The organism is Saccharopolyspora sp. ASAGF58 (genome assembly GCF_012277335.1).
In the GTDB taxonomy this organism is placed as follows: Bacteria; Actinomycetota; Actinomycetes; order Mycobacteriales; family Pseudonocardiaceae; genus Saccharopolyspora; species Saccharopolyspora hattusasensis.
The window spans coordinates 5,355,442-5,380,869 of the sequence record NZ_CP040605.1 but is presented as its reverse complement, the minus strand read 5'-3'; the positions used below and the strand labels follow the sequence as shown (position 1 = coordinate 5,380,869).

20 protein-coding genes are annotated in these 25,428 nt (G+C 66.5%); 10 read left to right on the top strand and 10 right to left on the bottom strand.

Translation table 11 applies throughout. The annotated features are described in order from the left end of the window. Nucleotides 1-13: 13 nt before the first annotated feature. The 4 genes from FDZ84_RS25370 to FDZ84_RS25355 are packed head-to-tail and all read right to left on the bottom strand — an operon-like array spanning nucleotide 14 to nucleotide 5,961. Nucleotides 14-832: an SDR family oxidoreductase gene (locus FDZ84_RS25370; RefSeq protein WP_210435103.1), complete on the bottom strand. Its 819-nt coding sequence runs from the start codon at nucleotides 830-832 to the stop codon at nucleotides 14-16. Beyond that, nucleotides 829-2,967 carry a hydantoinase/oxoprolinase family protein gene (locus FDZ84_RS25365; protein ID WP_168587913.1) on the bottom strand — a complete coding sequence of 713 codons (2,139 nt, stop codon included), beginning with the start codon at nucleotides 2,965-2,967 and terminating at the stop codon, nucleotides 829-831. The genes FDZ84_RS25370 and FDZ84_RS25365 overlap by 4 nt, the downstream gene beginning before the upstream one ends. Continuing rightward, nucleotides 2,967-4,790: a hydantoinase B/oxoprolinase family protein gene (locus FDZ84_RS25360; protein ID WP_168587912.1), complete on the bottom strand. Its 1,824-nt coding sequence runs from the start codon at nucleotides 4,788-4,790 to the stop codon at nucleotides 2,967-2,969. The genes FDZ84_RS25365 and FDZ84_RS25360 overlap by 1 nt, the downstream gene beginning before the upstream one ends. Before the next feature lies 1 nt (nucleotide 4,791). After that, nucleotides 4,792-5,961: a M24 family metallopeptidase gene (locus FDZ84_RS25355; RefSeq protein WP_168587911.1), complete on the bottom strand. Its 1,170-nt coding sequence runs from the start codon at nucleotides 5,959-5,961 to the stop codon at nucleotides 4,792-4,794. A gap of 406 nt (nucleotides 5,962-6,367) precedes the next feature. On the opposite strand from FDZ84_RS25355, the gene FDZ84_RS25350 reads away from it, so the two are divergent. Beyond that, on the top strand, nucleotides 6,368-7,435 hold the full coding sequence (locus FDZ84_RS25350; protein ID WP_168587910.1) for a LuxR C-terminal-related transcriptional regulator: 1,068 nt from the start codon (nucleotides 6,368-6,370) through the stop codon (nucleotides 7,433-7,435). A 53-nt stretch (nucleotides 7,436-7,488) separates the two neighbouring features. Here FDZ84_RS25350 and FDZ84_RS39325 read toward each other — a convergent pair whose 3' ends face one another. Beyond that, nucleotides 7,489-9,309, bottom strand: coding sequence for an SDR family NAD(P)-dependent oxidoreductase (locus tag FDZ84_RS39325; RefSeq protein ID WP_168587909.1), 1,821 nt, complete (start codon nucleotides 9,307-9,309; stop codon nucleotides 7,489-7,491). Between the two features lie 31 nt (nucleotides 9,310-9,340). Here FDZ84_RS39325 and FDZ84_RS25340 point away from each other — a divergent pair, with 31 nt between their 5' ends. The 4 genes from FDZ84_RS25340 (at nucleotide 9,341) to FDZ84_RS38005 (ending at nucleotide 13,140) form a co-directional block, all read left to right on the top strand. Further along, the gene (locus tag FDZ84_RS25340; RefSeq protein WP_210435102.1) at nucleotides 9,341-10,516 is read left to right on the top strand and encodes a cytochrome P450; all 1,176 of its coding nucleotides are present in this window, start codon (nucleotides 9,341-9,343) and stop codon (nucleotides 10,514-10,516) included. Nucleotides 10,517-10,956: 440 nt separating this feature from the next. After that, entirely contained in the window at nucleotides 10,957-11,484 is a 528-nt protein-coding gene (locus FDZ84_RS25335) for a cupin domain-containing protein (RefSeq protein ID WP_168587908.1), read from the top strand. Between the two features lie 4 nt (nucleotides 11,485-11,488). Continuing rightward, entirely contained in the window at nucleotides 11,489-12,670 is a 1,182-nt protein-coding gene (locus FDZ84_RS25330; protein WP_168587907.1) for a PLP-dependent aminotransferase family protein, read from the top strand. After that, complete coding sequence (locus FDZ84_RS38005) at nucleotides 12,667-13,140, top strand: hypothetical protein (RefSeq protein WP_210435101.1); 474 nt, start codon at nucleotides 12,667-12,669, stop codon at nucleotides 13,138-13,140. Before FDZ84_RS25330 ends, FDZ84_RS38005 begins: the two co-directional genes overlap by 4 nt. On the opposite strand, the gene FDZ84_RS38000 is transcribed toward FDZ84_RS38005, so the two are convergent. The 3 genes from FDZ84_RS38000 to tnpA form a co-directional block, all read right to left on the bottom strand. Then, nucleotides 13,130-13,300: a hypothetical protein gene (locus FDZ84_RS38000; protein ID WP_210435100.1), complete on the bottom strand. Its 171-nt coding sequence runs from the start codon at nucleotides 13,298-13,300 to the stop codon at nucleotides 13,130-13,132. The two genes, FDZ84_RS38005 and FDZ84_RS38000, sit on opposite strands and share 11 nt — an antisense overlap. Nucleotides 13,301-14,013: 713 nt before the next feature. After that, a complete protein-coding gene (locus FDZ84_RS39320) occupies nucleotides 14,014-14,793 on the bottom strand; it encodes an RNA-guided endonuclease TnpB family protein (RefSeq protein WP_246868412.1) in 780 nt (259 codons plus the stop codon). 4 nt (nucleotides 14,794-14,797) lie between these two features. Further along, nucleotides 14,798-15,196, bottom strand: coding sequence for an IS200/IS605 family transposase (gene tnpA / locus FDZ84_RS25305; protein ID WP_168587906.1), 399 nt, complete (start codon nucleotides 15,194-15,196; stop codon nucleotides 14,798-14,800). Between the two features lie 515 nt (nucleotides 15,197-15,711). Here tnpA and FDZ84_RS25300 point away from each other — a divergent pair. The 4 genes from FDZ84_RS25300 to FDZ84_RS25285 all read left to right on the top strand — a co-directional run bounded on the left by FDZ84_RS25300 (nucleotide 15,712) and on the right by FDZ84_RS25285 (nucleotide 20,733). Next, nucleotides 15,712-17,556, top strand: a complete 1,845-nt coding sequence (locus FDZ84_RS25300; protein WP_168587905.1) for a non-ribosomal peptide synthetase — start codon at nucleotides 15,712-15,714, stop codon at nucleotides 17,554-17,556. A gap of 149 nt (nucleotides 17,557-17,705) precedes the next feature. Further along, complete coding sequence (locus tag FDZ84_RS25295) at nucleotides 17,706-18,389, top strand: thioesterase II family protein (protein ID WP_246869228.1); 684 nt, start codon at nucleotides 17,706-17,708, stop codon at nucleotides 18,387-18,389. 9 nt (nucleotides 18,390-18,398) lie between these two features. Further along, complete coding sequence (locus tag FDZ84_RS25290) at nucleotides 18,399-19,610, top strand: cytochrome P450 (RefSeq protein WP_168587903.1); 1,212 nt, start codon at nucleotides 18,399-18,401, stop codon at nucleotides 19,608-19,610. Nucleotides 19,611-19,677: 67 nt separating this feature from the next. Beyond that, nucleotides 19,678-20,733, top strand: a complete 1,056-nt coding sequence (locus FDZ84_RS25285; protein WP_168587902.1) for an NAD(P)-dependent alcohol dehydrogenase — start codon at nucleotides 19,678-19,680, stop codon at nucleotides 20,731-20,733. A gap of 36 nt (nucleotides 20,734-20,769) precedes the next feature. Here FDZ84_RS25285 and FDZ84_RS25280 read toward each other — a convergent pair whose 3' ends face one another. Both FDZ84_RS25280 and FDZ84_RS39315 read right to left on the bottom strand, forming a co-directional pair. Continuing rightward, nucleotides 20,770-21,363, bottom strand: coding sequence for a toxin glutamine deamidase domain-containing protein (locus tag FDZ84_RS25280; RefSeq protein WP_168587901.1), 594 nt, complete (start codon nucleotides 21,361-21,363; stop codon nucleotides 20,770-20,772). Between the two features lie 4 nt (nucleotides 21,364-21,367). After that, nucleotides 21,368-24,589, bottom strand: coding sequence for a hypothetical protein (locus FDZ84_RS39315; protein WP_246869290.1), 3,222 nt, complete (start codon nucleotides 24,587-24,589; stop codon nucleotides 21,368-21,370). Between the two features lie 96 nt (nucleotides 24,590-24,685). On the opposite strand from FDZ84_RS39315, the gene FDZ84_RS39310 reads away from it, so the two are divergent. Next, nucleotides 24,686-25,018: a transposase gene (locus FDZ84_RS39310; RefSeq protein ID WP_246869289.1), complete on the top strand. Its 333-nt coding sequence runs from the start codon at nucleotides 24,686-24,688 to the stop codon at nucleotides 25,016-25,018. Nucleotides 25,019-25,428 lie beyond the last annotated feature (410 nt).

Here is a 25,428-nt window from a genome sequence, read left to right as displayed (position 1 = left end):
GATCACGTGGGTCTCAACCGGCAGGCGGTTTGCTGAGCGCAGCTATGAGCTGCTCGGTGCGCTCGGGCCCCATCGCCGAGTAGCCGCCGTCGACGGCCAGGTCCACCCCGGTGATGAAGGAGGCGGCGGGGGAACAGAGGAAAAGCACGGCCGCGGCCACCTCACCTGGATCACCGACGCGGCGCAGCAGGTGCAGTGGAGCGGCGACGTGGTCGGTTCTCGCCCTGTCGCCGCCGGAGAGCTGCTCCATCACGCCTGACCAGGTCCAGCCCGGGCTAACCGAGTTCACCCGGATACCGTCCGGGGCCAGGTCCATGGCCATGCTGCGAGTGAGCTGGGCAACGGCCGCTTTCCCCGCGGGGTACAGCCAGCGCCCGGGCTGAGCGACGCGGCCGGAAATGGACGTGAAGTTCACGATCGCGCCCTGCGGCGATGCCGCGAGGTGGGGGGCGAAGGCCGTGCTGGCCAACGCGATGCTTGCGACGTTGACGTCCAGACTCTGCAGCCACTGCGTGCGGGTGGAGGCGCGGCCCTCGTCGACGTAGGAGCAAGCGAGGTTGACCAGAGAATCGACCCGCCCAAACCGTTCGATGATCGCGTCGACGGCACGAGCCAACGCTTGATCGTCGGTGAGGTCGGTATGGAGGAAGGAGACCGCGGCGCCGTGAGTCCTCTCCAGCTCCGCCCCCCGCTCCGCGTCGATGTCCAGGACGGCCACGTAGGCGCCGGCGTCGACGAAGGCCTGCACCACGCCCGCTCCGATGAGCGTCGCACCACCGGTGATGACTGCGGTCGCCCCGCTGAGCCCGGGCACCGCGGCGGGAGCGGTCACAGCTTCACCGCCTCTCCTGCCAGACCCAGCCGGTCAGACAACTCGTGGGCGCGGTCGCGCAGGTAGAGCACGAAGGAGCCGCGCGTATCGACGAGCACGTCGTACTCTTCGAGGACGACGAGGCTGGTCGTGCCGAGCTCGATCACCGCCGGCCCGCTCAGCCGTGCTCCTGGGGCGAGCCGGTGTCCGTCGATGACCCGGGCGGGTACGAGTGCCCGTCGCCTGGGCGACCAGATCTCCCGCTCGCCGATCTGGGCCTCGTCGTCGAGTTCGCCGCCGAGAGCAGCGAGGTTCAAGGCGGGACGAGGGGTCGCACCGACCGCGGTGAGCCGGATGTTGAGCACCTCGATGGGCTCATCGTCGGAGCGGTAGCCGAAGAGCGCGTCGTGCTCGTCGTGGAACAGCTTGGCGAGCTGTTCCCGGTCGGGCAGCTCCAGCGCGGCGGCCGGGACCGGGACGTTGATCTCGAACCACTGACCTGCGTATCGCATGTCCAGCGACGGCTCGAACGACACCGACTCGTCGCCGATGCCCTCGCCGCGCAGGGTGGTGCGTCCACTCGCCGCCATCGCTGCCCAGATCCGGGCGAGTTTGCCCAGGTCGAAGTCGGCGAGTCCGCTGGTCACGCTCTGGACGTAGTCGTGCTTGAAGTCGCAGACCAGCATCCCGGCCGCGCAGAAGATCGACGATTGCCGGGGGGTGACGAGGACCGGGATCTCCAGCTCGGACGCGATCGCCGCGGCGTGCACCGGACCCGCTCCCCCGGCGACCACGATCGGGAAGTCCCGCGGGTCGAGCCCGCGTCGTACGGTGATCGACTGGACGCCGGCGGCCATGCTGACGTTGACCAGGTCGTACACACCGGCTGCGGCCGAGACGACGTCGAGGCCGAGGGGCCGGGCCACGTCCCGTTCCAGAGCGGCACGCGCGGCCGCCGCGTCGAGCGGGATGCCGCCCGCCATGAACGACGAGGGGTCGATGTAGCCGAGGACGACATCGGCGTCGGTCACGGTCGCCTGTGTGCCGCCGCGGCCGTAACACGCCGGGCCGGGCACGGCGCCCGCGCTCTCCGGGCCGACGCGCAGCATGCCACCGTCGTCCACGCGGGCGATGCTGCCGCCGCCGGCGCCGATCGTGTGGATGTCCACCATCGGCAGCGCGATCCGCCAACGGTCGATGCTGCCGTCCGTCATGACCAGCGGTTTGCCGTCGTTGACGACGGCGGCGTCGAAGCTGGTGCCACCCATGTCCACGGTCAGGCAGCGATCCCAGCCGTGTGGCTCGACCTCGATCAGACCCGCGGTGGGGCCGGAGGCGGGGCCGGAGAGCAACGAGAGCGCAGCGCGGCGAGCGAGCTCGGCCGGGGTGGCAACGCCACCGTTGGACTGCATTAACAGGAGAATGCCGCCGAATCCGGCCTCCTCGAGCGTCGCGGTCAGACCGACGAGGTACCGGCTGATGATGGGACCGGCGTAGGAGTTCAGCACGGCGGTCGAGGTGCGGTCGTAGTAGCGGACCTGGGCGAGCAGGGCACTCGACCGGGTCACGTACACGTCCGGCAAAGCCTCGGCCAGTGCCTTAGCCGCGGCGTCCTCGTGCGCGGAGTCGGCGTGCGAGTGCATGAAGCTGATCGCGACTGCCTCGACGCCCGCGGCACGGAAGGTTTCCGCGGCGTCCTTGACTGCGCTCAGGTCGACGGGGGTGACCTCAGCGCCGGTGTGGTCGAGCCGTCCGGGGACCGGCAGGCGCAGGTGCCGTGGCACCAGGGGAATTGGTGCCTCGAGGCGGTTGTTGTAGGCCTCCTCCCGGGTTCCGTCACGCATCGGGAGGACGTCGCGAAAACCCTCGGTGGTCAGCAGGCCGGTCACGGCGCCGCGGCGGGTGAGCAGAGCGTTGGTGGTGACCGTGGTGCCGTGGACGATGGTGTCGATGCTGTGCAGCAGCTCCTCGACGGACTGCCCGCGCAGATCGGCGATCTCGCGCAGGCCCTGTACGACAGCCCGGGACGGGTCCGACGGCACCGAGCTGGTCTTGTGGACCAGATGGGATCCGTCGGGGTGAACGACGAGGAAGTCGGTGAAGGTGCCTCCGACGTCGATGCCGATCCGAAGGCCATGCTCGGTTCTTGTGCGCATTATCGGTGGGCTCCGCTCGGGTTGGTTGGGGCGAGGGGCGAGCGGCGCAGTACGGCGGTCTCCTCGGCGTCGAGGCGCCATTCGCCAACCGGGTCGGCGAATGTGGCGACGCCGTAGTCGGTGCGGGCCCGGCCGGATGAGATGAGGCCGTCGCGGACCTCGGCGAGGACGAGTTCGGCCGGTCTACGGCGGGGATCGCCGTAGCCGGCGCCGCCGCCGCTCTCGGAACGCACGACGGACCCGGCCGGCAGCCTGAGGAGCTCCTTCGAGCCCCAGGAGTGCACGGTTCCGTCCGGCAGCTCAACCAGGAGCTGGTTGCGGCCGGCGTCAGCGCCGCCGAACAGTCCCTGCGCGGCCTCAGCACCCTCGCTGATGACGTCGTCACCGATGGTGACTCCGACCTCGTTCTCGCCGTAGCAGCGCCAGGCCGAGCGGGTGCCGAGGCCGCCCCGCCATTCACCTGCGCCGGCCGAGTCGGGGAGGTACTCGTGGTATTCGAGGAAGTGCGGCGAGGTGAGCTCGAACATTTCCGGATCGGGAGACCTCATCTGGCCAGCGGTACCGGTGAAGCCGAATGCGTCCCAGCCGTCCGTGCCCTTCATGGCCCCGGGCCCGCTGCGCTGGAACACCGTCAGCGTGACGAAGGGACCGGCGGTGCGGGGGTCGATGCCGTTGAGTGCGGTGCAGATGAACTGGTTCCAGCCAGCGGTGACCCGGTCCGGGAGTGCGTCGGCGAGTGCCCTCATGATGGCGTCGAGGACCTCGTCGCACATCTGGTTGCCGAAGATCGTCGCGGCCGGGAAGCGGGGGTTGAGTAGCGAGCCGTCGCGGAAGACCGTCTTCAGGGGGGCGAATAGGCCCTGGTTGGTCGGGATGACCACGCCGCCCGCGGCGATGAGCATGAGGAACACGATGCGCACGGCGCCCTTTGCCGAGGCGGGTGGCATGTTGGCGATGCCGGGTGACTGGTCGTCTGTCGCGGAGAAGTCGAAGGTGATCTCATCGCCCTCGATCCGGACCTCGCAGGCGATCTTGTAGCGGGCCGACGGGTCGATGCCGTCGGAGACCATCCAGCTTTCCCCGTGGTAAACCCCGTCGGGCCATCGCTTCACCTCCGCGCGCACTTGGCGCTCGGAGCTCTTCAGCACGTAATCCATGTGCCGCTGGAAGGTCTCGGCCCCGTAGCGGTCGAGCACATGCAGCAGCCGCCGCTTGCCGACGGTGCAGGCTCCGATCATCGAGCGGATGTCCTGCATCACGAAGTCGATGCGGATGTTTGCGCCGATCAGGTCCCAGACGTCCTTACGGAGCCGGCCGGCCTCTTGGATCTTCACCGGGGTGATGCGCAGGGCCTCCTGCCAGATCTCGCGGGCCTGAGGGTTGTAGCCGCCGACGGTCATGCCGCCGATGTCGGCCATGTGGCCCTTGGCCGCAGCCCAGGCGACGAGCTCGCCCTGATGGAAGATGGGCAGGTAGATCCCAGTGTCGGCGTTCTGGTTGCCACCGGTGAAGACGTCGTTGTGCAGGATGACATCGCCGTCGGCGATGTTGTCGCCGAAGTAGTCGATGATGTACTCGAGGGGTGGCTGTGCCCCGAAGGCGATGATCGCCGCGAACTCGGCCTGGGCCAGTGCCCGGCCCTGCGCGTCGAAAAGCACGGTGACCAGGTCCCCGATCTCGTTGAAGATCGGGGAACGCGACGATCGCATCAGCATCGTCGCCATCTCCTTGGCGATCGCGTCGACCCTGCGTTGCAGGACCGAGGCGAGGATGGGATCGACGGGTGTCGATGTGGTTGTGGGTGTCGTTGCTGCCGTTCCCACGTCAGCCTCCTGCGGCAAGTCGGTAGAGCTGCACGGGGAATTGGGACAGCGCCCGGCAGCCGGTGTCAGTGACGATGTGTGTGTCGGCCATGTAGCCCATGGCAGCGGTGCCGGCGTCCCACAGCATCGGGTGCAGAGCCAGGACCATGCCGGGGTTCAGAACCGGGACGGCGCCAGCCGAGCTGTCGTCCTGGACGACGTCGAGACCGACCCAGGGTTCCTCGAGGACGTCGAGCCCTAGGCCGTGGCCCGACCAGTACGAGGACTTGACTCCCTCGGCCTCAACAGCCTCGATGACTCGCTTCTGCACGTCGGCGGTGGAGACCTGCGGCCCGATCGCCTGCGCGGCGGCGGCCATGCCCGCGCTGACCGCACCGGCGATTCTGCGCACCGGCTCCGACGGTGGCGCAAAGGTCACCATTCGGGACAGCTCCACCCAGTAACCCGCCGGGCCGACCAACTCGTAGGAAAAAGTGAACACGTCGTGGGCCCGCAGCTCGCGGTCACGCGGCGCCCCGAACGTCGGGCACGGCCCGCCGGGTTCCTCGTCGGCGTACATGGTGAGGAACAGAGGATCCTCACCGCCAAGTGCGGCAGCGGTCGAGTACATCTCCGCGGCTACCGCCCGCTCGGTGATCCCGGGTCGTGCGATCTCCAGGAGGCGCTCGAAGCAGCGATCGGTGATGTAAGCCGACTCCTCGGCACCGCGTAGCTCCGCTTCGCTTTTGACCGCGCGCACGCGCTCGAACATTGCCGTGGCGTCCGAAACTTCGGCTTGCGGCAGCTCCCGGACGATGTGCAGGTACTCCTGGACCTTCATGATCTCGCCGAGGCCGACGATCCCGATCCGGCGGTTCTGCTGCCTGGACTTAAGAGCCTCGACGAGCCCCACAGCTAGTTCGTGCGGAAAACGGTAGTCGCTCACCCAGCCCGTTTTCGGCCGGCGCCCGCCTGCCAGGTTCTGCGGCAGAACCATCATGGGCTCGTGTCCGGCGAAGATGACGCTGTAGCCGTAGCGGTGGGCGAGGTTGTAGTCGGCGACGTATCGAAGTGTCCCCTTGTGCCCGCGGTAGTCACTTCCTGCGATGACCAGGACGTCGTATCCCTCTTCCGCCATGGCGGTGTGCAGAAGGTTCCATCGGCGGTCGCGCTCCCGAAAAGAGCCGCTCATTCGAGCTATCCCTCCCGGCATGACCTCTTCGTTCACGCCTGGCGAGGAAACTACGGGCGCCTGGCGACCGTCTCTCATCCCTCAGAGGGAGGTACTCGCTCATCCCTCGCGCGAGGGATGCCCCGGCGATGCTCCCGGCACGAGCCGGGCCAGGTCGCCGCGCGAGGCGATTCCCAGCTTGCGTACACGGCTTTGAGGTGCCGCTTCGCGGCGTAGGTGCGCAGGAAGACCTTGGCCGCTTGACCCCATCGTCGTTCTAGTCCACCCTTACTCAACCGCAAAGCGGGCGATGTTGGCAGGTCAGGTAGGCGCGTCGGCCTGCCGCGATGACGCTGGCACGACGGCGCGGCAAGTTCAAAGTGCGCAGGCCGAGCACGGTCTACTCCGCAATCGAGGTGACATGCCGATGTCAGGCTCTCCGGGTGATCGCTCCGCCGCCGAGAAGATCATCGAAGCCGCAGAAACCCTGGCAGCGGCGTCCTCGATCGAGGAGCTGCAGCGACTCGCGATGGACACTGTGGCGAAGCTGCTACCGGCACGGTCGCACGCCATCTACCTTCTCGACCCCAACACGGGAACGCCCGTCAGCTCGTTGACCCAGGGCGCGAGCGACGTCTTCCTGGCCCGTTACGAGGAGATCGGACGCACATCGGACCCGCTCCTGCGGCATTGCGTGAGTTCGTCGAGCGTCGCCCATAGCTCGCGGCTGCTGGGCGAGAACGCGTGGCTCGCGGAACCGGTCTACCGCGACGTGATGGCTCTGCACGGTTGGAAGATGGTGCTGGAAGCGCCGGTCGTGGCGGGGTCTACCGTTCTGGGGACCCTCAATGTTGCGGATAGGGACAGCGCGGCACTTGCCTCCGATGGCGATCTCGTGGTGGCAGCAGGGATCGGCCGAGTCGTGGGAATGGCGACGGCTGGGCTGATGCAGCGGGGCGGCCTGCAACGTGAGCGAGACAGTCTCGTTGCGGCGTTCGAGCTCAGCACCGACGCCCTGATCATCACTGACCATCGCACTGGCGACAGACTTCTCAACGCGGCCGCCCGCAGTCAGCTGGAGCGAGTCGCTCCGGGAGCATCCCGGGAGTGGCTAGAGGATGCGATGGCTGCGTCATCGGGTAGCGACGAGCCCGGCACAGCTGAATACGTCATTCCACGAGGCGACCAGCAGATCGTGGCTTCACTGCGCACCGTTCTGGTCGCCGAAGGATCAAACATGTCGGTCTCTGTCCTACGAGTGCGCGGTGATCTCCTTGGTAGCCAGGTCAATCTGCCGCCCTCTCTCGCGGGCCTTCTCTCACCGCGAGAGCGCGAGGTCGCCTGCCTTGCAGTGGCCGGCCTTCGCGACGATCAGATCGCAGCCAAGGTCTTCTTGAGCCGGTACACGGTGAAACAGCATCTGCGCAGCGTCTACCGCAAGCTGGGCATCGACTCCCGGACCGCCCTTACTCGACTGGCGCTCGGCGGCTCCTGAGCTCCAGAACGAAGACTTTTGTTGCGACGATCGGGAAAGACTCGTGGAGTCCGTTATCGGAGAGACGACGGAACGCACGGCTCGATCTCTGACTTCCCGACGAAGAATGCGGTACAGGACAAGGCCGGGGAGCTGGTCAACGGCTCCGCGTTGCTGGTCGAGCGCCGAACGGCGTGCGGATCATGGACGCCCCGGACCGGGCGCGGCACGGAAGTGCAACGTCGATGGACCGTTCGTCGTACCCGACGAAGGTGGCGCTCGAGGTGTTTTGCCCCTTCGGCGAAGCAACCGTGATGCGTCAAGATCACTGCGCGCGGTGGCTTCCCCAAGTCCGCCAGGCGTTTCGCCGTGGTGTGCGCGAGGATTCCGCCCGAGGACATGCCCGCGAGCACAAACGGTGCCTCACCGACATGCTCGGCGACTGTCTCCGCCTGCAGCGAGACCAGCACTGAAGCGTCCGCCGGGAGCTTCTCGCCCCCGACGAAGCCCGGGGAAGCCAGCGCCGACACGGTGAGTCCGCCGGGCAGGGCAGCGGCAAGCGGGTAGTACAAGTTCGCACCGGTCATCGGCACGATCGGGGTGAAGCAGACCAGGTGCGTCCCGCTGTCCCCGACGACGAGACGGACCGGTTTGGGCTTGCGCTCCAGCTCGACGGCGTCGGAGAACGTGGGCCGCAGCCTGGCGACGCTCATCAGCAGATCACTGGCGAGCTGGAACTGCCCGGCGTCGTGCGCCTCCCGGTAGAGGTGGCTGACGACGTCCGGGGCGCCGTCCTCGACCAGAGCCGTAACCTCAGCCGCAGGTGCGGCCCCGGCGGATTCGGCGAGTTCAGCGGCGAGGTGGGCGGCTAGCTCCCCGATCGTCGGGTGGTCGAACGCCAGGGTCGGCAGCAGGGTGAGGCCGGTCGCCAGGTTGAGCCGGTTGCGCAGCTGCACCGAGGTCAGCGAATCGAAACCGAGTTCCTGCAGGGCGTTGCCGGGTTCGATGCCCTCGACGCCCTTGTGTCCGAGCGCAGCGGCGATCTCCACGCGCACCAGGTCGACTATGGCTTGGTCACGCTCGGCCCCGACCAGTCCGGCCAAGCGGTCCGCGACGATTTCGCTGGACGCTGGACTCGCGCGGCGGGTGGTGCCACGGACAGGTTTGCGCACGACGTCACGGAGCACGTGCGGCACCTCACCAAGCCCACGCAGGACGGCCAGGTCGAGACTGGCGGGCACCACGACCGGGTGGTCCGAGCGGAGCGCCGTGTCGAACAGGGCCAGGCCTTGCGCGTTGGGTAGTGGTGGCATGCCCGAGAGCGTCATCCGCTGGAGGTCGGCCTCACCCAGCCCCGCCGTCATCCCACCCGACTGCTCCCACGCGCCCCAGGCCAGCGAGAGACCGGGCAGGCCAAGCCCCTGCCGGTACTCGGCCAACGCGTCGAGGAAAGTGTTCGCGGCGGCATAGTTGGCCTGACCCGCACCCCCCAACACCCCCGCCGCCGAGGAGAACAGGACGAACGCGGCAAGATCGTGATCCTTGGTCAGTTCATGGAGATTCCAGGCCGCATCGACCTTCGGGCGCAGCACGGTGTCCAACCGCTCCGGCGTCAAGGCACCGACGATGCCATCGTCAAGCACCCCGGCGGTATGGATGACCGCGGTCAACCGCTCAGACGCGAGCACCGCGGCCAACGCGTCACGGTCAGCGGCATCGCAAGCCACCACCCGAACCTCGGCACCATGCGCATCCAGCTCCGCGACCAGCCCCGCCGCACCCTCGGCGTCCGGACCTCGGCGGCTGAGCAACAACAGGCTACGCACCCCGTGCTCGACAACCAGATGCCGCGCCAGCAACCGCCCCAACCCACCGGTACCACCAGTGATCAACACAGTGCCACACCGATCCCACGGCACAGGCACGGTGCCAGGCAACGCCAGACCGGACGGTGGCTCCAGCGCGCCGCTCGATGGCACCCGGACGAGCCGCCCGTTCTGGGCGATCACCCGGCACGCCGACGTGATGGAGATCGAGCGTCAGCCCGACCTGTTCCGCAACGCGCCCCGCCCGATACTGGTCCCCGACGCGATGGAACGGCGGCAAGCCGCACGGGGCACGAACTTCCGCACGCTGGTGTCGATGGACGGCGCCGAGCACCGGCAGGTGCGGGCCATCGGCACCGACTGGTTCGGACCCGGCGCGATGGGTCGCATGGAGACCCGCGTCACCAAGCTAGCCCGGCGCTACGTCGACCGGATGCTCGAATTCGACGGCGAATGCGACTTCGTCACCGACATCGCCGTGCACTACCCGCTGGACGTCATCCTCTCCCTGCTCGGCTTGCCCAAAACGGACTTCCCGAGGCTGCTCTCGCTGGCCAAGGAGCTGTTGGGGAACGCCGACCAGGAGATCAGCCGCGGCCGAGGAGAGGAGGACTTCATCGCCGTCCAGCAGGACCTGCTCACCTACTTCAACGAGCTCACGGCCGCCCGCCGGGCCACCCCCACCGCAGACCTCGCCTCGGCCATCGCCAACGCCGGGTTCGACGGTGCATACCTGTCCGAGTTCGACGCGGCCTCCTACTACGTCCTGATCGCCACCGCGGGTCACGACACCACGAGCGCGACCATCGCGGGCGGCCTGCAGGCCCTGATCGAGAACCCCCAGCAGCTGCGGCAACTCCAGGACGACCTCACCCTCCTGCCTGCCGCGATCGACGAAATGGTCCGGTGGGTCACACCGATCAAGTGCTTCCTGCGCACGGCCACCGAGGACTACGTGCTGCGTGGGACCACCATCCGCAAGGGTGACTCCCTGCTGTTGTCCTACCCTTCAGCCAACCGCGACGAGGACGTGTTCGAAGAACCGTTCCGCTTCGACATCCGCCGCACGCCAAACCGGCACCTGGCCTTCGGCTTCGGCGTCCACTACTGCCTCGGCGCGGCGCTGGCGAAGATGGAAGCCCGCGTGTTCCTGGCCGAGCTGCTACCTCGGCTGGACAGCGTCGAGCTCGCCGGCAAGGCCGAACTGTCCGCCAGCAACTTCATCGGTGGCCTCAAACACCTGCCCATCCGCTACAAGCTACGACCCATCGGGTAGCGAACAGCTCTCAACCCGGATTCGTTCGGTCCCCGCCTGTTAATCAGTGCCCGTCACGATCGTCGTGTCCGCAACGCTCGTCGTCATCGCGCTCAGCTCGCCCACCCATCACGAACGTAGCCGACGGAGCGGCTTCGACTTGATCGGCACGTCCGTTCGGCCCGCCCTGACTGCCGCACAGCCCGTAACTGCCTGATCGTGCCGCGTGATCCGCCCCGTCGGTGAGCATGCTGACCAGAGGTGTCGCGAACGACTCCGGTACGCCCGTCGACTCGAGTACGCCCGGCACGGCACGCGACCGAGGAGCCGCTGATTTGCCCGATCGATCCATCTTGAATGGTTGCTTCGGGCAGGAATCGGAAGAATATATCACTTTTGGTCGTAATCTCTGTCAGTCCGCTGAGGACGGCTTGAACGAACGTGAACGTAGGTGGCTGATCATGCCTTCACCCGACCCCGCATCGATGGTTTCCGTCGTGTCACCACGGATGGTCTCGCCCGTCGTCGGGCCCCAAGGCCAGGAGCTCTACTCCTGCGTGACAGCGGCCAACTCCGGCGCCACTGGTATCTCGGCCGGCATGGTCGTGATGCCGCCGGGCGGGATTTCACGCCCGCACCTGCACGCGCACAGCGAGATCATCGTCTGTTGCGTGGCCGGGGCCGCCGTCACGCTGGTCGGTCCCGAGTTACGGCCAGTGCCGCACGCTGCTGGTGAGTTCATCCACATCCCGGCGGGCGTCGTGCATGTCGCGGTGAACCTGAGTTCGGCCGCGACACTCGTCGCCATCGAGATGCGCACCGACCCGATGTTCAACGAGGACGTGGTGGTGCTGCCGGATCTGGCCGAGGCCGCGGCGGCGGCCGCAAATCTCGCACGTCGTGACTTCGCGCCGAGTTCTGGCTCCGGGTTCTGGCGCGTACCGACTCCGCGAGGCGGCGCACCGGTCGCCGAGGCCGTCGCGAGGTGACGGGATGGATATCGCGTCCCGGCTGTCCACCCCGGCCAGGTCGAGCCGGCCGGGTGTCATTGACGAGCTGTTCGACCTGGCCCGTGCGGCACCGGATATCGTCTCGCTCGCCGCGGGCGCGCCGGACACCTCGCTATTGCCGGTCGAATTGCTCGGCGAGCTCACCGCGTCCGCGGTGGACCGGTTCGGCCGCGAGGTCCTCCAGTACGGAGCAACCCAGGGCTTCCTGCCACTGCGTGAAGCGCTCGTGCCCCGGCTCCGCGACCGCGGCGTTCACTGTGGATCAGAGGATGTCCATGTGTCCACCGGGGGTTCCGGTGCGCTCAACAACGTGTGCCTCGCCCTACTGGACCCCGGCGATGTCGTCGCGGTGGAACGGCCGACGTACGCACCGGCCGTGAAGGTGTTTCGCGCCTACCAGGCCAAGGTGATCGAGGTGGCCTGCGATGCCGACGGAATGCTGCCGGACGCGCTGGATGAGACGCTACGGGCCCGGCCGGTGAAGTTCGTCTATCTGATGCCGACCTTCCAGAACCCGACGGGCCGGTCGATGCCGCCAGAGCGCCGCGCAGCGATCGCGAGTGTGGCACGGCACGCGGATGTCCTGCTGGTCGAGGACGATGTCTACAGCGAGCTGCGTTACGCCGGCACGCCCGCCGCCGCGCTGACCGCGTTCGCGCCGGAACGGTCGGTTTACCTCACGTCCTGCTCGAAGCTGTTCGCGCCGGCCATGCGGGTCGGTGTCGCGGTCATGCCGAAGGATCTGCTCGCGCGAGTGCTCATGCTGAAGCAGGGGATCGACATGCAGACCTCGACCTACACCCAGGCCCTTGTCACCGAGTTCCTGACCGGCGGCCACGCCGAAGCGCACCTGGTCCGGCTCCACGATGCCTACGCCGCAAGACTTCGCGCGCTAGACAGCGCACTCACCACCCACCTGCCCCTCGGCTTCTCCTGGCAGCGCCCCGACGGCGGGATGTTCCTGTGGTTGACCGGGCCGGCCTCGCTCGACGCGGAAGCAATCCTGCCGACCGCTATTGCCCGCGGGGTGGCCTACGTGCCCGGCAGCGCATTCCACGTCTATCCGGGCGAGGGCAGGGAAACGATGCGGTTGAGCTTCGCCGGTGTCACGGAAGAATCCATCGAGGAGGGCGTGCGCCGGCTGGCCGCGGTGGTGACGACGTGACCGACCGTCCGGTCACCGGTGTGTGGCTCGTGGTGGCTCCGGACGCACCGTTCCCCCACCACGTCTTCACGTTCCATGGCGACGGCACGATGGCCCAGTCCAACCCGGACGGCGGCAATCGGAATGCCAGCGACAGTGCCGGCATGGGCCTGTGGCGGCAGGATGGTGACGTCGTACGTGGCCGGTTCGTCGAGGTGCATGCCAACCGGGAGTCCGGCGCGCCCACCGGCGCTACGGTGGTCGAGTTCGAACTGACCATCGACGGCGATGCGTGCCATGGCTCGGCACGGTCTTGGTCGTCCGGCGTGGACGGAGTACCGCCCGGCACCGTCCTCACCGGACACCGAATGACGCTCGACGAACCGGCCAGCGAATTTCTGTCGCGGGCCGGCTTCGACGCCAAGCGATCGGGCGTTCCTGGCGGCGCTACTGCACGGGTTGCCACCCAGCATCCTGCGGTTAGGCAGTGACCCAGGCGAAGATAACGAGGAACAGCAGGTAGCAGCCTACGACGGCGGCCGTGCCTGCCAGGTTCGTCACCACCATGCGGACCGGCCCCGGCACCAGCCAGAACGCGAAGATCCTGTTCACCAGGGGCATCAGCAGCCAGGCCAGGATGCTGACGCTCAACACGTTGCCGATGAACAGGGACAGGTGGGCAGGGCGTGTGCAAGGTTGATCTGAGGGTTGCGGCGGGTTTCTGTCCAGGTGGGACGCGAGACGAGGGCGCGGTTTCCGGTGGGAGATCATCGGGTTGTCCAAGCCGTGACGGTCTATCCAGGAGCCGCGCTCTTGTGTTCTTGGCTTCCCTGATTCGGGTTGTGCTTGACCGGCCCACCGTCACAGTCGAGTCCTTGCGGGGTCGTGTGGACGGTCTCTGGCGGGCTCTGGAGGCGGTGGGCGGGGAATCCTGTATGGGTTGCCGTTGCTGCCGGCCCTGGCGGTGCTGGCGGTGACCGCCGGTGCGAAGACGTTCATCGAGTCCGCCTCGGCGGAGAGAACCCGCAAGTTCCATTGAAATCGAACCTTCGATTTCAATGGAACTTGCGGACCGTCGGCGTGTCGCACCCCGACACGCCGATGCCTGTGGACAACCTCCGCAATTTCAATGGAAATCGTGGGCGGGCACGGACGTGCCAGGGCCCGCAGCCGAAAGGTCCTTGTTCTGGACGGAAACCTGCGAACCGATCTGCACGGGGCCCGGCACGGGGCCCGGCAGGGCATCCGGATATGGCGCTGGCGCCGCCCGAACGGCAAAGCCGCCGGTATCGAAACGGTCCACCACCTGGCCAACCTGCCCCCCACCTGGCCAACCTGCCACCCACCTCCCTATCCGAAACTACCTAAACCGGACAGGTCAACCTTGCACACGCCCTGGACAGGTGGGTGTGGCGTGGTCGGGTAATGCGCACACGCAGCTGCGCGACGGGTTCGGCCACCGCCGGAGTCGATGGCTGCTGGTGAGCGCGCCGGTGGCGCAGCCAGAGCGCAGCCCCGCCAGGGCGGCGACGGTGGTCGCGCCGACCAGCCGTCCATGGCCACACCGACCAGTCCCTGATCGACACCCTCCACCTCCACGGTCCTCGCACGAAGTTGACGTCCTTCCCACGGCTAAAGCCGGGGATTCCAACCAGCGCTAACGCCGGTTGCGGTTCCTGCTTCACGGACCGCCTAACGGCGAGGTCTCCACAGGCTGTCACCGCCCGTCCGGCGGCGAGAATGTTCTTCGCCGCGTTCACGTCAGCGTGCGCCGTGTGGCCGCACTGGGTACACCGAAAAACCGCTTGGCTCTCACGGCTTTCCGGGTCCACAGCACGGCACACCGCGCACGTCTGCGACGTGTACGCAGCAGGCACCTTCACGATCTCGCTGCCGGTATAGCGGGCAGCGTTACGCAGGGCCAGTTCAAGCTTGTGCCAGCCTTTGTCGAGGATGGCGCGGTTCAGGCCGGACTTTTGGGCGACGTTCCGGCCGGGTTCTCCGGCGGTTCCGCTCGCCGACCGGGTCATGTTCCGGGTACGGAGGTCTTCCAGCACGACCAGCGCGTTGCGGTCGGTGAGCTCGGCCGCGACCTGCGAGCAGAAGTCCGCTCGCCGGTCGCGGTAGCGACGTCCCGTCAGCATCGGCTCACCGGGCCTTCTGCTGTTCGACGTAGCGCTTGATGACCGACAGCGGTGCGCCGCCGACCGTCGCGACGAAGTAGCTGTTGGTCCACAGCGTCGGAAGCTTCGACCGCAACCACGGGAACTCTTCCCGCAACACACGCGACGAACGTCCCTTAATCGCTTTGACCAGCTTGTGCACCCCGTACTGCGGGTCGACTTCGACGACAAGGTGAACGTGGTCCGGCATCGTTTCCAGCTCCACCAGCCACGCCCCCTTCTCCTCGACGACTTCCCGGATGAGCTGCTTCAAGCGTTCCTCCATCCGGCCACCGATGACCCGGCGCCGGTATTTCGGGCACCACACGACGTGGAACGCGCACTGAAAGGTGATGTTCGCGTTCGATCGCAGCGTGACGACCATACCCAGAACTATACAGCACCGAACTATCTAACGTTGGCAGGGTTACCGCTGGGCACGTCAGGATCGGACTTGACGTGCTAACCCCACGGATAAATCCGGGGGTCTGCGCACTACGTCTACCTGATCACAGACTTTGACGTTCCCCTGGGATCCGGGCTCAGGCTTCCCGTCCCGGTCACCCCGGCGACCCGTATGCCGGACACGCGCATACCGCCCGAAACGGTTCAAAAGATCCAAAACGCGCGCCCCTTGCCCGTACTGGCGGTATCGCCAGGCGCAAACGGGCAGCTTTGCTCGAAACGAAGCCAAATACTGCAAAACTTGACTGACGACAACGCCCGAATTTTAAACAAGACCTGGTACCGCCCCGACTTTCGCGGAGATTTGATCATTTGTCTCACGCTGCTGCCGGGGATTACGCGGGACGGCGTTGCCAGAAGGCGTAGAAGGCGTCAAAAGTCGGCGAGGTAGCAAGCTTTGTTCGCTGCCATGGACCGGAACGGAGGGTTCGTACCATGCCTGTGGACGCAGCCAGTTCTAGCCGAAATTGCGTACAATACCAAGCGATCCAACGAAAACAAGATCAATACAACGACAGCCGGATCGAAGGGCTCGGGGCACCATTGCCCGAGCCAACGGTACGGGTTTGCGACACCATCGCGTCGGTAGCGGTGAAACATGCGGAGCGCACTGCGGTGATCTGCGGAGACGTCAGCATCACCTACGACGAGCTCCTTTCACTCACCCAACGCATTCGAGGCGAATGGGGAAAGATCGATTCGCCCCGGGTGGGAATCCTGGCGCATCGCACTGTCGAAGTACCGGCGTATTTACTCGCTGCCCATCTGTCCAGGCGCTCGTTCGTCTTCCTCGACCCAGCGGCACCGGAACACCTGACGCGAAGTGCGATCGCCTCCGCGGATGCCCGGCTAACCGTCGATCCCCGCACGAACGAACTCCTTGCCACCGTCGGCTATGCCGACGCCACCCTGGGCAATAGCGGGCTTGGTGACCCGCCCCTGGACGACGAGGCATACGTCCTCTACACGTCTGGCAGCGCCGGGAGGCCGAAAGGCGTTTCCGTCTCTCAGCGAAACCTGGCGAGTTCGAACCAGGCACGGCTCGCCGTATATCACGAATTCGGTGCGCCACGTTTCCTGCTACTTTCCCCGTTCTTCTTCGACTCGTCCGTCGCAGGAATCTGGAGCACGTTGGCAGCCGGCGGCACGCTCGTGATCGCGCGTGAAGACGAGCGGCGGGACCCGCAAGCGGTCGGCAGGCTGATCGTCCGCCACCGGATCACGCACCTCCTGACAGTGCCGAGCTTCTACGCGGAAGTGCTGCATGCGATCGGGCACGCCGAAGCAATCCGCAGCTTGCGCGTGGCGATTTGCGCAGGTGAAACACTTCAGCCTGATGTCCTGCACCAGCATTTCGCAACGCTCGGTGGTGTTTCCCTCTTCAACGAATACGGCCCGACGGAGTGCACTGTCTGGTCGACCTACAAACGCTATGACGCGCCCGGCCCGTCGAACATCGGTGTCCCGATTCCCGGAACGCGGGTCGGGCTCGTGGATGAAGAATTGGCGGAAGTTCCCGCAGGCCACGTGGGCCAGATCGCCATCTCCGGCCCGGGAGTGAGCAACGGCTACCTCGGTGATGCCGTCGAAACGCGCAAGAGGTTCGTCGATCTCACCTCGGTGTCAGGGGCTACTCGGTGCGCATACCTCACCGGCGACCTCGGCCGCTGGACCGCCGAGGGCGAACTCGAGTTCCTCGGTCGTCTCGACAACCAGGTCAAGATCCGCGGCGTCCGGGTCAATCTCGACAACGTTGAACACGCGTTGGCGGTCTGCCCGGAGGTCCACGCGGTGGCGCTGGCGTACGACGGCTGGTCCGCCCTGTCCTACGCGTTCATCGTCCGCAATCCGAAAGCGAGCTTCGACGAGGCTGCGGTCCGCGGGACCATCGAGGCGGCTCTCGGCAGCAGCTATGTCCCGGACCGCGTGGTTTTCGTCGCCTCGCTGCCGAGGACGGCCCGCGACAAGATCGACCGATCGGCACTACTCGCGTCGGCCCGACCAGTGCCCGTACCTGCTCCACGGCAGAAAGCCGGCTTGGCAACCGACATCGCCCAGGCTTGGGAGAGCGTTCTTGGTGTACCGGTCCGGGAGCCGGAGCACCGCTTGGGTTTCTTCGACCTCGGCGGCAACTCCATGTCGGTCCTCAAGCTGTCCCGGGTGCTCTCCGAAATCTCCGGAAAGCGAGTACCAGTAGGTGAGCTCTACCGGTGCCCCACCATCGCGCAGCAAGCCGACCTCCTCTCCAACCTCCTAACGAGCCAAACAAGTGACGTATGAGAGGTGAGGGGCACCCAGGCCTCCACTTACTTGGTCACGGGTGCCCCTCGCCTCTAACAAAGCAGGGGTGAACTTTGCAGTTAACCAGGTCCGTCCGATCGTTTCACTTATCAACCGGCGAAGATCCGGCACGAGTCGGCAAGCAAGCCATGCTCTGCTTTGCGCATGCCGGTGGCTGTGCGTCGTTCTTCCGCTCGTGGCAGGCACTGCTGTCCTCGGTGACCGTCCACGCGGTGCAGTACCCCGGTCGGGAAGACCGCATCAGTGATCCGGCTGCGGCCAGCCTGATCGAACTCGCCGACACGGTGGCCGAGGAAATCTTGCATGGTGAACAGGAATACGACTTGTTCTTCGGACACAGCATGGGTTCTTACGTCGCCTTGGAGGTGGCCCATCGGCTGCAAGCGGCGGGCCGCGGCGTCCCTGCCATCGTGGTCTCGTCCGCAGCGGCGCCCGCTCTTCGACCACCGGTACCGTACGAGAAGACCGCGGACGTGCTCGAGTACCTCACCCAGTTCGAGCCGCTTAGCCCGGAGATTCGCCAAGAACCGGAACTACTCGACATCATCCTGGACCGTGTCAAATCCGACCTCCGGCTCGTATCGAACTATCGGGAGTACACGGGCAAGGAGATCGAGAGCGAAGTCTTCGGCATCGTCGGCGCCGAGGATATTCCCGAAATCCGTGACGGCCTCTCCGGCTGGGCCGCGCACACCAGCTCGAACCTCCGTGCCCACACGGTGCCCGGGAACCACTTCTATCTCCGCGCCGAGCCACCGACGACGCTCATCCGCGCTGCCCTGTCCCGTGCATTACTGGCGACGCAGGATTGAGGAGGATTCGTGCGACAAGACTTGAGCCGACTCGTCGACGGGACGACCTACCGTTCCGGCAACCCATTCGACCTGTGGCGGCGGATGCGTGAGAACGAGCCCGTGTTGTGGCATGACGCGGGGATTTTCGGCGAGTTCTGGTCGGTGACCAGCTTCACGGCAGTCAAGGAATGCCTGCGCGATCCGGACACCTTCACCTCATCGTCCGGCACCCTGCTCCGTCCGTTGTCGCAGGGCCACGACCCCGGGAGCGGCAAGACTCTCGCGTTGTCCGATGCCCCGCGGCATACGGCCCTGCGTGCTGCGGTGGCCGACTGGTTTTCGCCGCGCTCCCTGCGCACCCTGACGGCGGCAGTGCAGTCCGCAGCACACGCCACCGTGACCGACGCCGTAGCGAAATCTCAAGTCGACTTCGTCGTGGACATCGCGGCGAAGGTGCCCCTGGAAGTGGTGTGGACGCTGTTGGACGTCCCGACCGCGGACCGGGCGGAGCTCACCGGGTGGTCGATGGACGCCTTCTGCGCCGGCACGGCGAGCGAGCGCAGCATCGCTCACCTCGAGATCCTCGATTACTTCAGCGTCCTGGCCGAGAAGAGACGCTCCCGGCCCGGCAATGACCTGGTCAGCGTCCTAGCCACCGCGGAGTTCGAGGACACGCGGTTGCCGCTGGACGAGGTGGTGCTCAACTGCGACAACTTGCTGGTCGGGGGCACCGAGAACGTCCGGCTGGCGATGTCCGGTGGGATGCAGGCGCTGCTAGAGCGGCCCGAACAGTGGGCATTGCTGCGAGACGATTTCGACCGCGTGATCCCGACGGCTGTCGATGAAATCCTGCGCTGGACGTCCAGCGCCACCCACCTCGTGCGGACCGCCCAGCGGGACACGGAGATCGGTGGACGGCGAATCTCGGCCGGCGACCGCGTTGTGTTGTGGCTTACCGCGGCCAATCGCGATCCGGTCGAGTTCGCCGCCCCGGACACCTTCGACGTGACCAGGTCGCCGAATCACCACTTGGCGCTCGGTGCCGGACCGCACTACTGCATCGGCGTTCAGCTTGCGAAGCTGGAGATCCGCGCGGTGCTGCGGGAGCTGACCAGCCAAGTGCGGCGGGCCTCCCCCGACGGGCCCGCCGAACGGCTCGAATCCATCGTGGTCAATGGCCTGCGCTCACTGCCCGTTCGGCTTGATGCCGCGACCAAAGCCTGCCAACGCCGCACGTAGAACCTGACCGTCCAGACATTCCCCCAGCAGATCCAAAGAAGTCCCGCTAATCGCTCTGGAGGCCCCCGTGAGCACGAAAACACCTGCCATCGTCGCGCCGGCTCCTGGCGCGCAGCTCGTCCCCACCACGATCGAACGACGCGACCTGCGCGCAAATGACGTGCTGATTGACATCGTCTTCACCGGGATTTGCCACAGCGACATCCACACCGCGAAGGGCGAATGGGGCGAGGCGATCTTTCCACTGGTACCCGGGCACGAGGTCGCCGGCGTTGTCGCCGCCGTCGGTTCGGAGGTGACGAAGTTCGAGGTCGGCGATCGGGTCGGTGTCGGATACATGGTCGACTCGTGCGGGGAGTGCGAATACTGCCGCGCCGGTACCGAGCAGTTCTGCCTCAAGGGTCACGTCACGACCTACAACAGCATCGGCTACGACGGCGAGCCGAGTCATGGCGGCTACAGCAGGCACATCGTGGTGAAGGACACCTTCGTTTGCCGGATTCCCGACGGCATCGAGTTGGACGTCGCCGCTCCGTTGCTTTGCGCCGGGATCACCTCCTACTCACCGCTTCGGCAGTGGGGCACCGGACCGGGCAAGAAAGTCGCCGTCGTCGGCCTCGGTGGGCTGGGCCACCTGGGTGTCAGGCTTGCGGCCGCGATGGGCGCTGACGTGACCGTGCTCAGCCAGAGTCTCAAGAAACGGGAAAGCGCATTCGAGCTCGGCGCGAGCCACTTCCACGACACCGGAGACCCATCGACATTCGACCGATTGCGCAGGCGCTTCGACGTCATTCTCAACACAGTCTCAGCGGACCTGCCGTTGGACTCCTATCTGGAGACGCTGCGCATCGGCGGCGCGATGGTCAACGTCGGCTTACCGGCGACATCGTCGTCGTACAGCCCTACCGCGCTGATCGACGGGAACAGGATTCTCGCCGGCTCACTGGTCGGCGGCATCGCCGAGGTCCAGGAGATGCTGAACTTCTGCGCCGAGCACGGCATCGGCGCAGAGATAGAGAGGATCTCCGCGGATCAGGTCAATGCCGCCTTTGAGCGCGTGGAGAACAGCGACGTGCGGTACCGGTTTGTCATCGACGCCGCAACCATTGGAGCCGCCTCCTGAACCTGGGACCCGTAGTACTCCAGGGCAAAGGCAAGATCACTGTGTGTTGTGCCCTGCAACTTGGAGTGACAGGACGGGGAGTGTTCGTGTGCGGTCTCTGCTGATCCATTCGGTTGCCCGGCCAATGTCGTTGTGCCCGGTTATGCGAAGCATTGATATCGCGGTATTCCGTAATGTTGCCAGTAAATGGGCGCCAGCGGCCGGTCCCGCCTCCGGCAGCTCCACCACCCACACCCCGGTCGCTGCCACCACATCAGCCGACGCGTCTTCCTCCCCCTTCTGTGCATCCGCCACCGCGACCACGCCCTGCCTGACATGCACAGCATTGACCGCATGCGCGCTACCATCCCGCCGCTGGAAGATCACCGGCACATCCCCACCCACCCGCACGCTCCGCACGTACCGCGCAGCCCCGGCCACATCGGCGACCCACCGGGCCTTCCCACCCAGCGCCTCCACCAACCACGCCGGATCCCGATCACCAGCCGGCCCCGCCACGAACTGCCGACCCAACTCACGAGACTGGTGGAACGCCACACAGGCCTCCAGGCAATTCACCCGGAAACGCTTATCCCCGGAGAAATAATTGGCCTGGTTCACCCCCCGCAGGAACCGGGACCAAGACCCCACCCGCTCACCCCCCACCACACGACCCCACACCCCCCGCACTCCAGCACCCGCCACCAACCCCCCCACCCTCCACACGCCCCGGCAACACCTCCCCCTCCCCCTCCACCACCGGCCCACCAAAAACCAGCCCCTCCTCGCCGGCAACCCCGAACAACCCGAGCGGATCCTCCCCGTACTCATCCAGGAACGCAGCGAAATCATCGTCGCCGGCAACCGACCCAGCATCCTGGGCACCCGCAGCAGCGTCCCCGGCATCCTGGTTCAGGAACGCAAGCAACTCGGTCGCGACAAACTCCTCATACGCATCCTCACCCAGCATCACCCCAGCATCCACCGCACCCTGGGGCAGCCACACCCCATCCACATCCGCCACCGCCCCAGCAAGCCACGCATCCAGATCGAGGTCAGCCGACCACGCGTCCGGGCCGTCCTGCTCAGTCCCAGTCCACCCCGCTACCCCCTCAGGCCCCACACCCTGCCCCACCACCGGGGCCCCACTACCCACCCCGGTCCCCGTCACCTCCCCGACCTTCTTCCGGCCCCGCCCCGCCACCTTCGACCGAAGCTCCGCCAGCTCCCCCGCCTGCCCCTCAGTCAGCTGCTCCCGCTCCTCCAACTCCTCCAACTCCGCAACACGATCGGCAGCAGCCTTTACCACCCGGTACCGATTCGCGAACCATTCCTTCCGTTTCTGCCACTGCTGCGCCTTCGGCCGAAGCACCGCCAACTCCGCCGCCTGCTCGTCAGTCAGCTGCTCCCGCTCCTCCAACTCCTCCAACTCCGCAACACGATCGGCAGCAGCCTTTACCACCCGGTACCGTTCCGCGTCCCCTTCCTTCCGTTTCTGCCACTGCTGCGCCTTCGGCCGAAGCACCGCCAACTCCGCCGCCTGCTCGTCAGTCAGCTGCTCCCGCTCCTCCAACTCCTCCAACTCCGCAACACGATCGGCAGCAGCCTTTACCACCCGGTACCAAACCGCGACCCTTTCCTTCCGTTTCTGCCACTGCTGCGCCTTCGGCCGAAGCACCGCCAACTCCGCCGCCTGCTCGTCAGTCAGCTGCTCCCGCTCCTCCAACTCCGCAACACGATCGGCAGCAGCCTTTCCTGCCCGCTGATACTTCGCGGAAGATTCCTTCTGTTTCTGCCACTGCTGCGCCTTCGGCCGCAGCGCCGCCAACTCCGCCGCCTGCTCGTCAGTCAGCTGCTCCCGCTCCTCCAACTCCGCAACACGATCGGCAGCAGCCTTTCCCACCCTGCGATACTTCGCGGAAGATTCATTCTTTTTCTGCTTCCGCTGCGCCTTCGACTGGAGCTCCGCCAGCTCCGCCGCCTGCCCCTCAGTCAGCGGCCTCGCCAACGCCTCCAACTCCGCAACCCGATCGGCAGCAGCCTTTCCCACCCTACGATACTTCGCGGAAGATTCCTTATGTTTCTGCCACTGCTGCGCCTTCGGCCGAAGCACCGCCAACTCCGCCGCCTGCTCGTCAGTCAGCTGCTCCCGCTCCTCCAACTCCGCAACACGATCGGCAGCAGCCTTTACCGCCCGGTACCGATTCGCGTCCCCTTCCTTCTGTTTCTGCTTCCGCTGCGCCACCTTCGGCCGAAGCGCCGCTAGCTCCGCCGCCTGCTCCTTAGTCAGCGGCCTCGCCAACGCCTCCAACTCCGCAACCCGATCGGCAGCAGCCTTTCCCACCCTGCGATACTTCGCGGAAGATTCGTTTTGTTTCTGCTTCTGTCGCGCCACCTTCGGCTGGAGCTTCTCCAGCTCCTTCTCTTCATCCGGCGTCAGCGGCCCCTTCTCCTTCAACGCCTCCAACTCCGCAACACGGGCGACAGCAGCTTTTCTCGCCTGGTACTGCTTCGCGTTCTGTTCCTTCTTTTTCCGTTTCTTCTCCGCACTCGGGTCCTGCGGTGCTGCCTGATCCGTCGGCGTGAGCACCTCACTCCCACCATCCCCCAGACTCCCGGAAACAGCCCCAACAGCAGCGGCTGCGTCCACCTTCCGCCGCTTAACCCCCCCGGAACGCTCACCAGCCTCCCCCCGCGAACCCTGGTCAGCCTCCCCCCGCGCCCTCTTCGCGCCCCTCGTGCGCTTCGTGCCGGCTTTCTGCGCCGCAGTCCGCGGGTCCTCCTGCTGTACCGCATGACCCGTCGGCGCGGACCCATCGCCCTCGCCACCTCGACTCCCGGAACCAGCCCCAGCCACGGGTTCTGGCACCTTCCGCCGCTTGAACGCCCCAGCAGAAGACCTCTCACCAGCCTCCCCCCGGGAACCCTGGTCAGCCCCCTCCTCCCGTGTCCTCTTCGTGCCCTTCGTGCCGGCGCCCCCCGCCACCGGCCCACCGCGGGGCTGACGCTTCGGACCGGTCACCTCCGTGGGCAGCCCGGACCCCCGGTCCTCGCGTCGTAGCCCGGAACCAGCGGCCGGTCCCGCCTCCGGCAGCTCCACCACCCACACCCCGGTCGCTGCCACCACATCAGCCGACGCGTCTTCCTCCCCCTTCTGTGCATCCGCCACCGCGACCACGCCCTGCCTGACATGCACAGCATTGACCGCATGCGCGCTACCGTCCCGCCGCTGGAAGATCACCGGCACATCCCCACCCACCCGCACGCTCCGCACGTACCGCGCAGCCCCGGCCACATCGGCGACCCACCGGGCCTTCCCCCCCAACGCCTCCACCAACCACGCCGGATCCCGATCACCAGCCGGCCCCGCCACGAACTGCCGACCCAACTCACGAGACTGGTGGAACGCCACACAAGCCTCCAGGCAATTCACCCGGAAACGCTTATCCCCGGAGAAATAATTGGCCTGGTTCACCCCCCGCAGGAACCGGGACCAAGACCCCACCCGCTCACCCCCCACCACACCACCCCACACCCCCCGCACCCCAGCACCCGTCACCAACCCCCCACCCTCCACACGCCCCGGCAACACCTCCCCCTCCCCCTCCACCACCGGCCCACCAAAAACCAGCCCCTCCTCCCCGGCAACCCCGAACAACCCGAGCGGATCCTCCCCGTACTCATCCAGGAACGCAGCGAAATCATCGTCGCCGGCAACCGACCCCGCATCGTCGGCAGCCGCAGCATCGTCCCCGGCATCCTGGTTCAGGAACGCAAGCAACTCCGTCGCGACAAACTCCTCATACGCATCCTCACCCAGCATCACCCCAGCATCCACCGCACCCTGGGGCAGCCACACCCCATCCACATCCGCCACCGCCCCAGCAAGCCACGCATCCAAATCAACCTCAGCCGACCACCTGGACCACCCCGGGTTTGTTGGAGGCCGTTGGTTCTGGAAAGGATGAACGGCATGGCAGCAGCGAGGAAGTACCCGGTGGAGTTGAAGGAGCGCGCGGTGGGGATGGTGCGTGATCTGGAGCGGGAGCTGGGTCCGGGGCGTGGGGCGATCGCGCGGGTGGCCCAGCAGTTGGGGGTCAATCCGGAGGCGTTGCGGTACTGGTTACGTCAGGACGATCAGGGGCGGCGGCCCTCGGGCGAGCGGGTGGCGGGCTCGATGTCGGAGGCTGACGCGCGGATCGCTGAATTGGAGCGGGAGAACCGCGAGCTTCGCCGGGCGAACGAGATCCTGAAAGCGGCCTCTGCTTTTTTCGCACGGGAACTGGACCCTCGACCGCCGAGATAGCCGGGTTCGTCGATACCTACAGCGGCGAATTCGGTGTCGCCCCGGTGTGTGAGGTGATCGGGTTTGCGGTCTCGACGTATTACGCGACGAAGAAACGTCAGGAGCAGCCGTCGGATCGCCGGTTGCGGGATGAGGAACTGATCCCGGAGATCCGGGCGGTCTGGGAACAGCAGGGCAAAGGCATGTACGGAGCCCGGAAAGTGTGGAAACAGCTCTTACGCGAGGGGGTGAAGGTGGCGCGGTGCACGGTTGAGAGACTGATGCGTGCCGAAGGCATGACCGGGGTCGTGGCCACACGGCACCGGCCGCGGACGACGATCCCCGGCAGTGCGGACACCAGGCCGCGTGACCTGGTGGAACGAGATTTCAGGGCGCCGGCGCCGAACCAGCTGTGGGTCACCGATGTGACC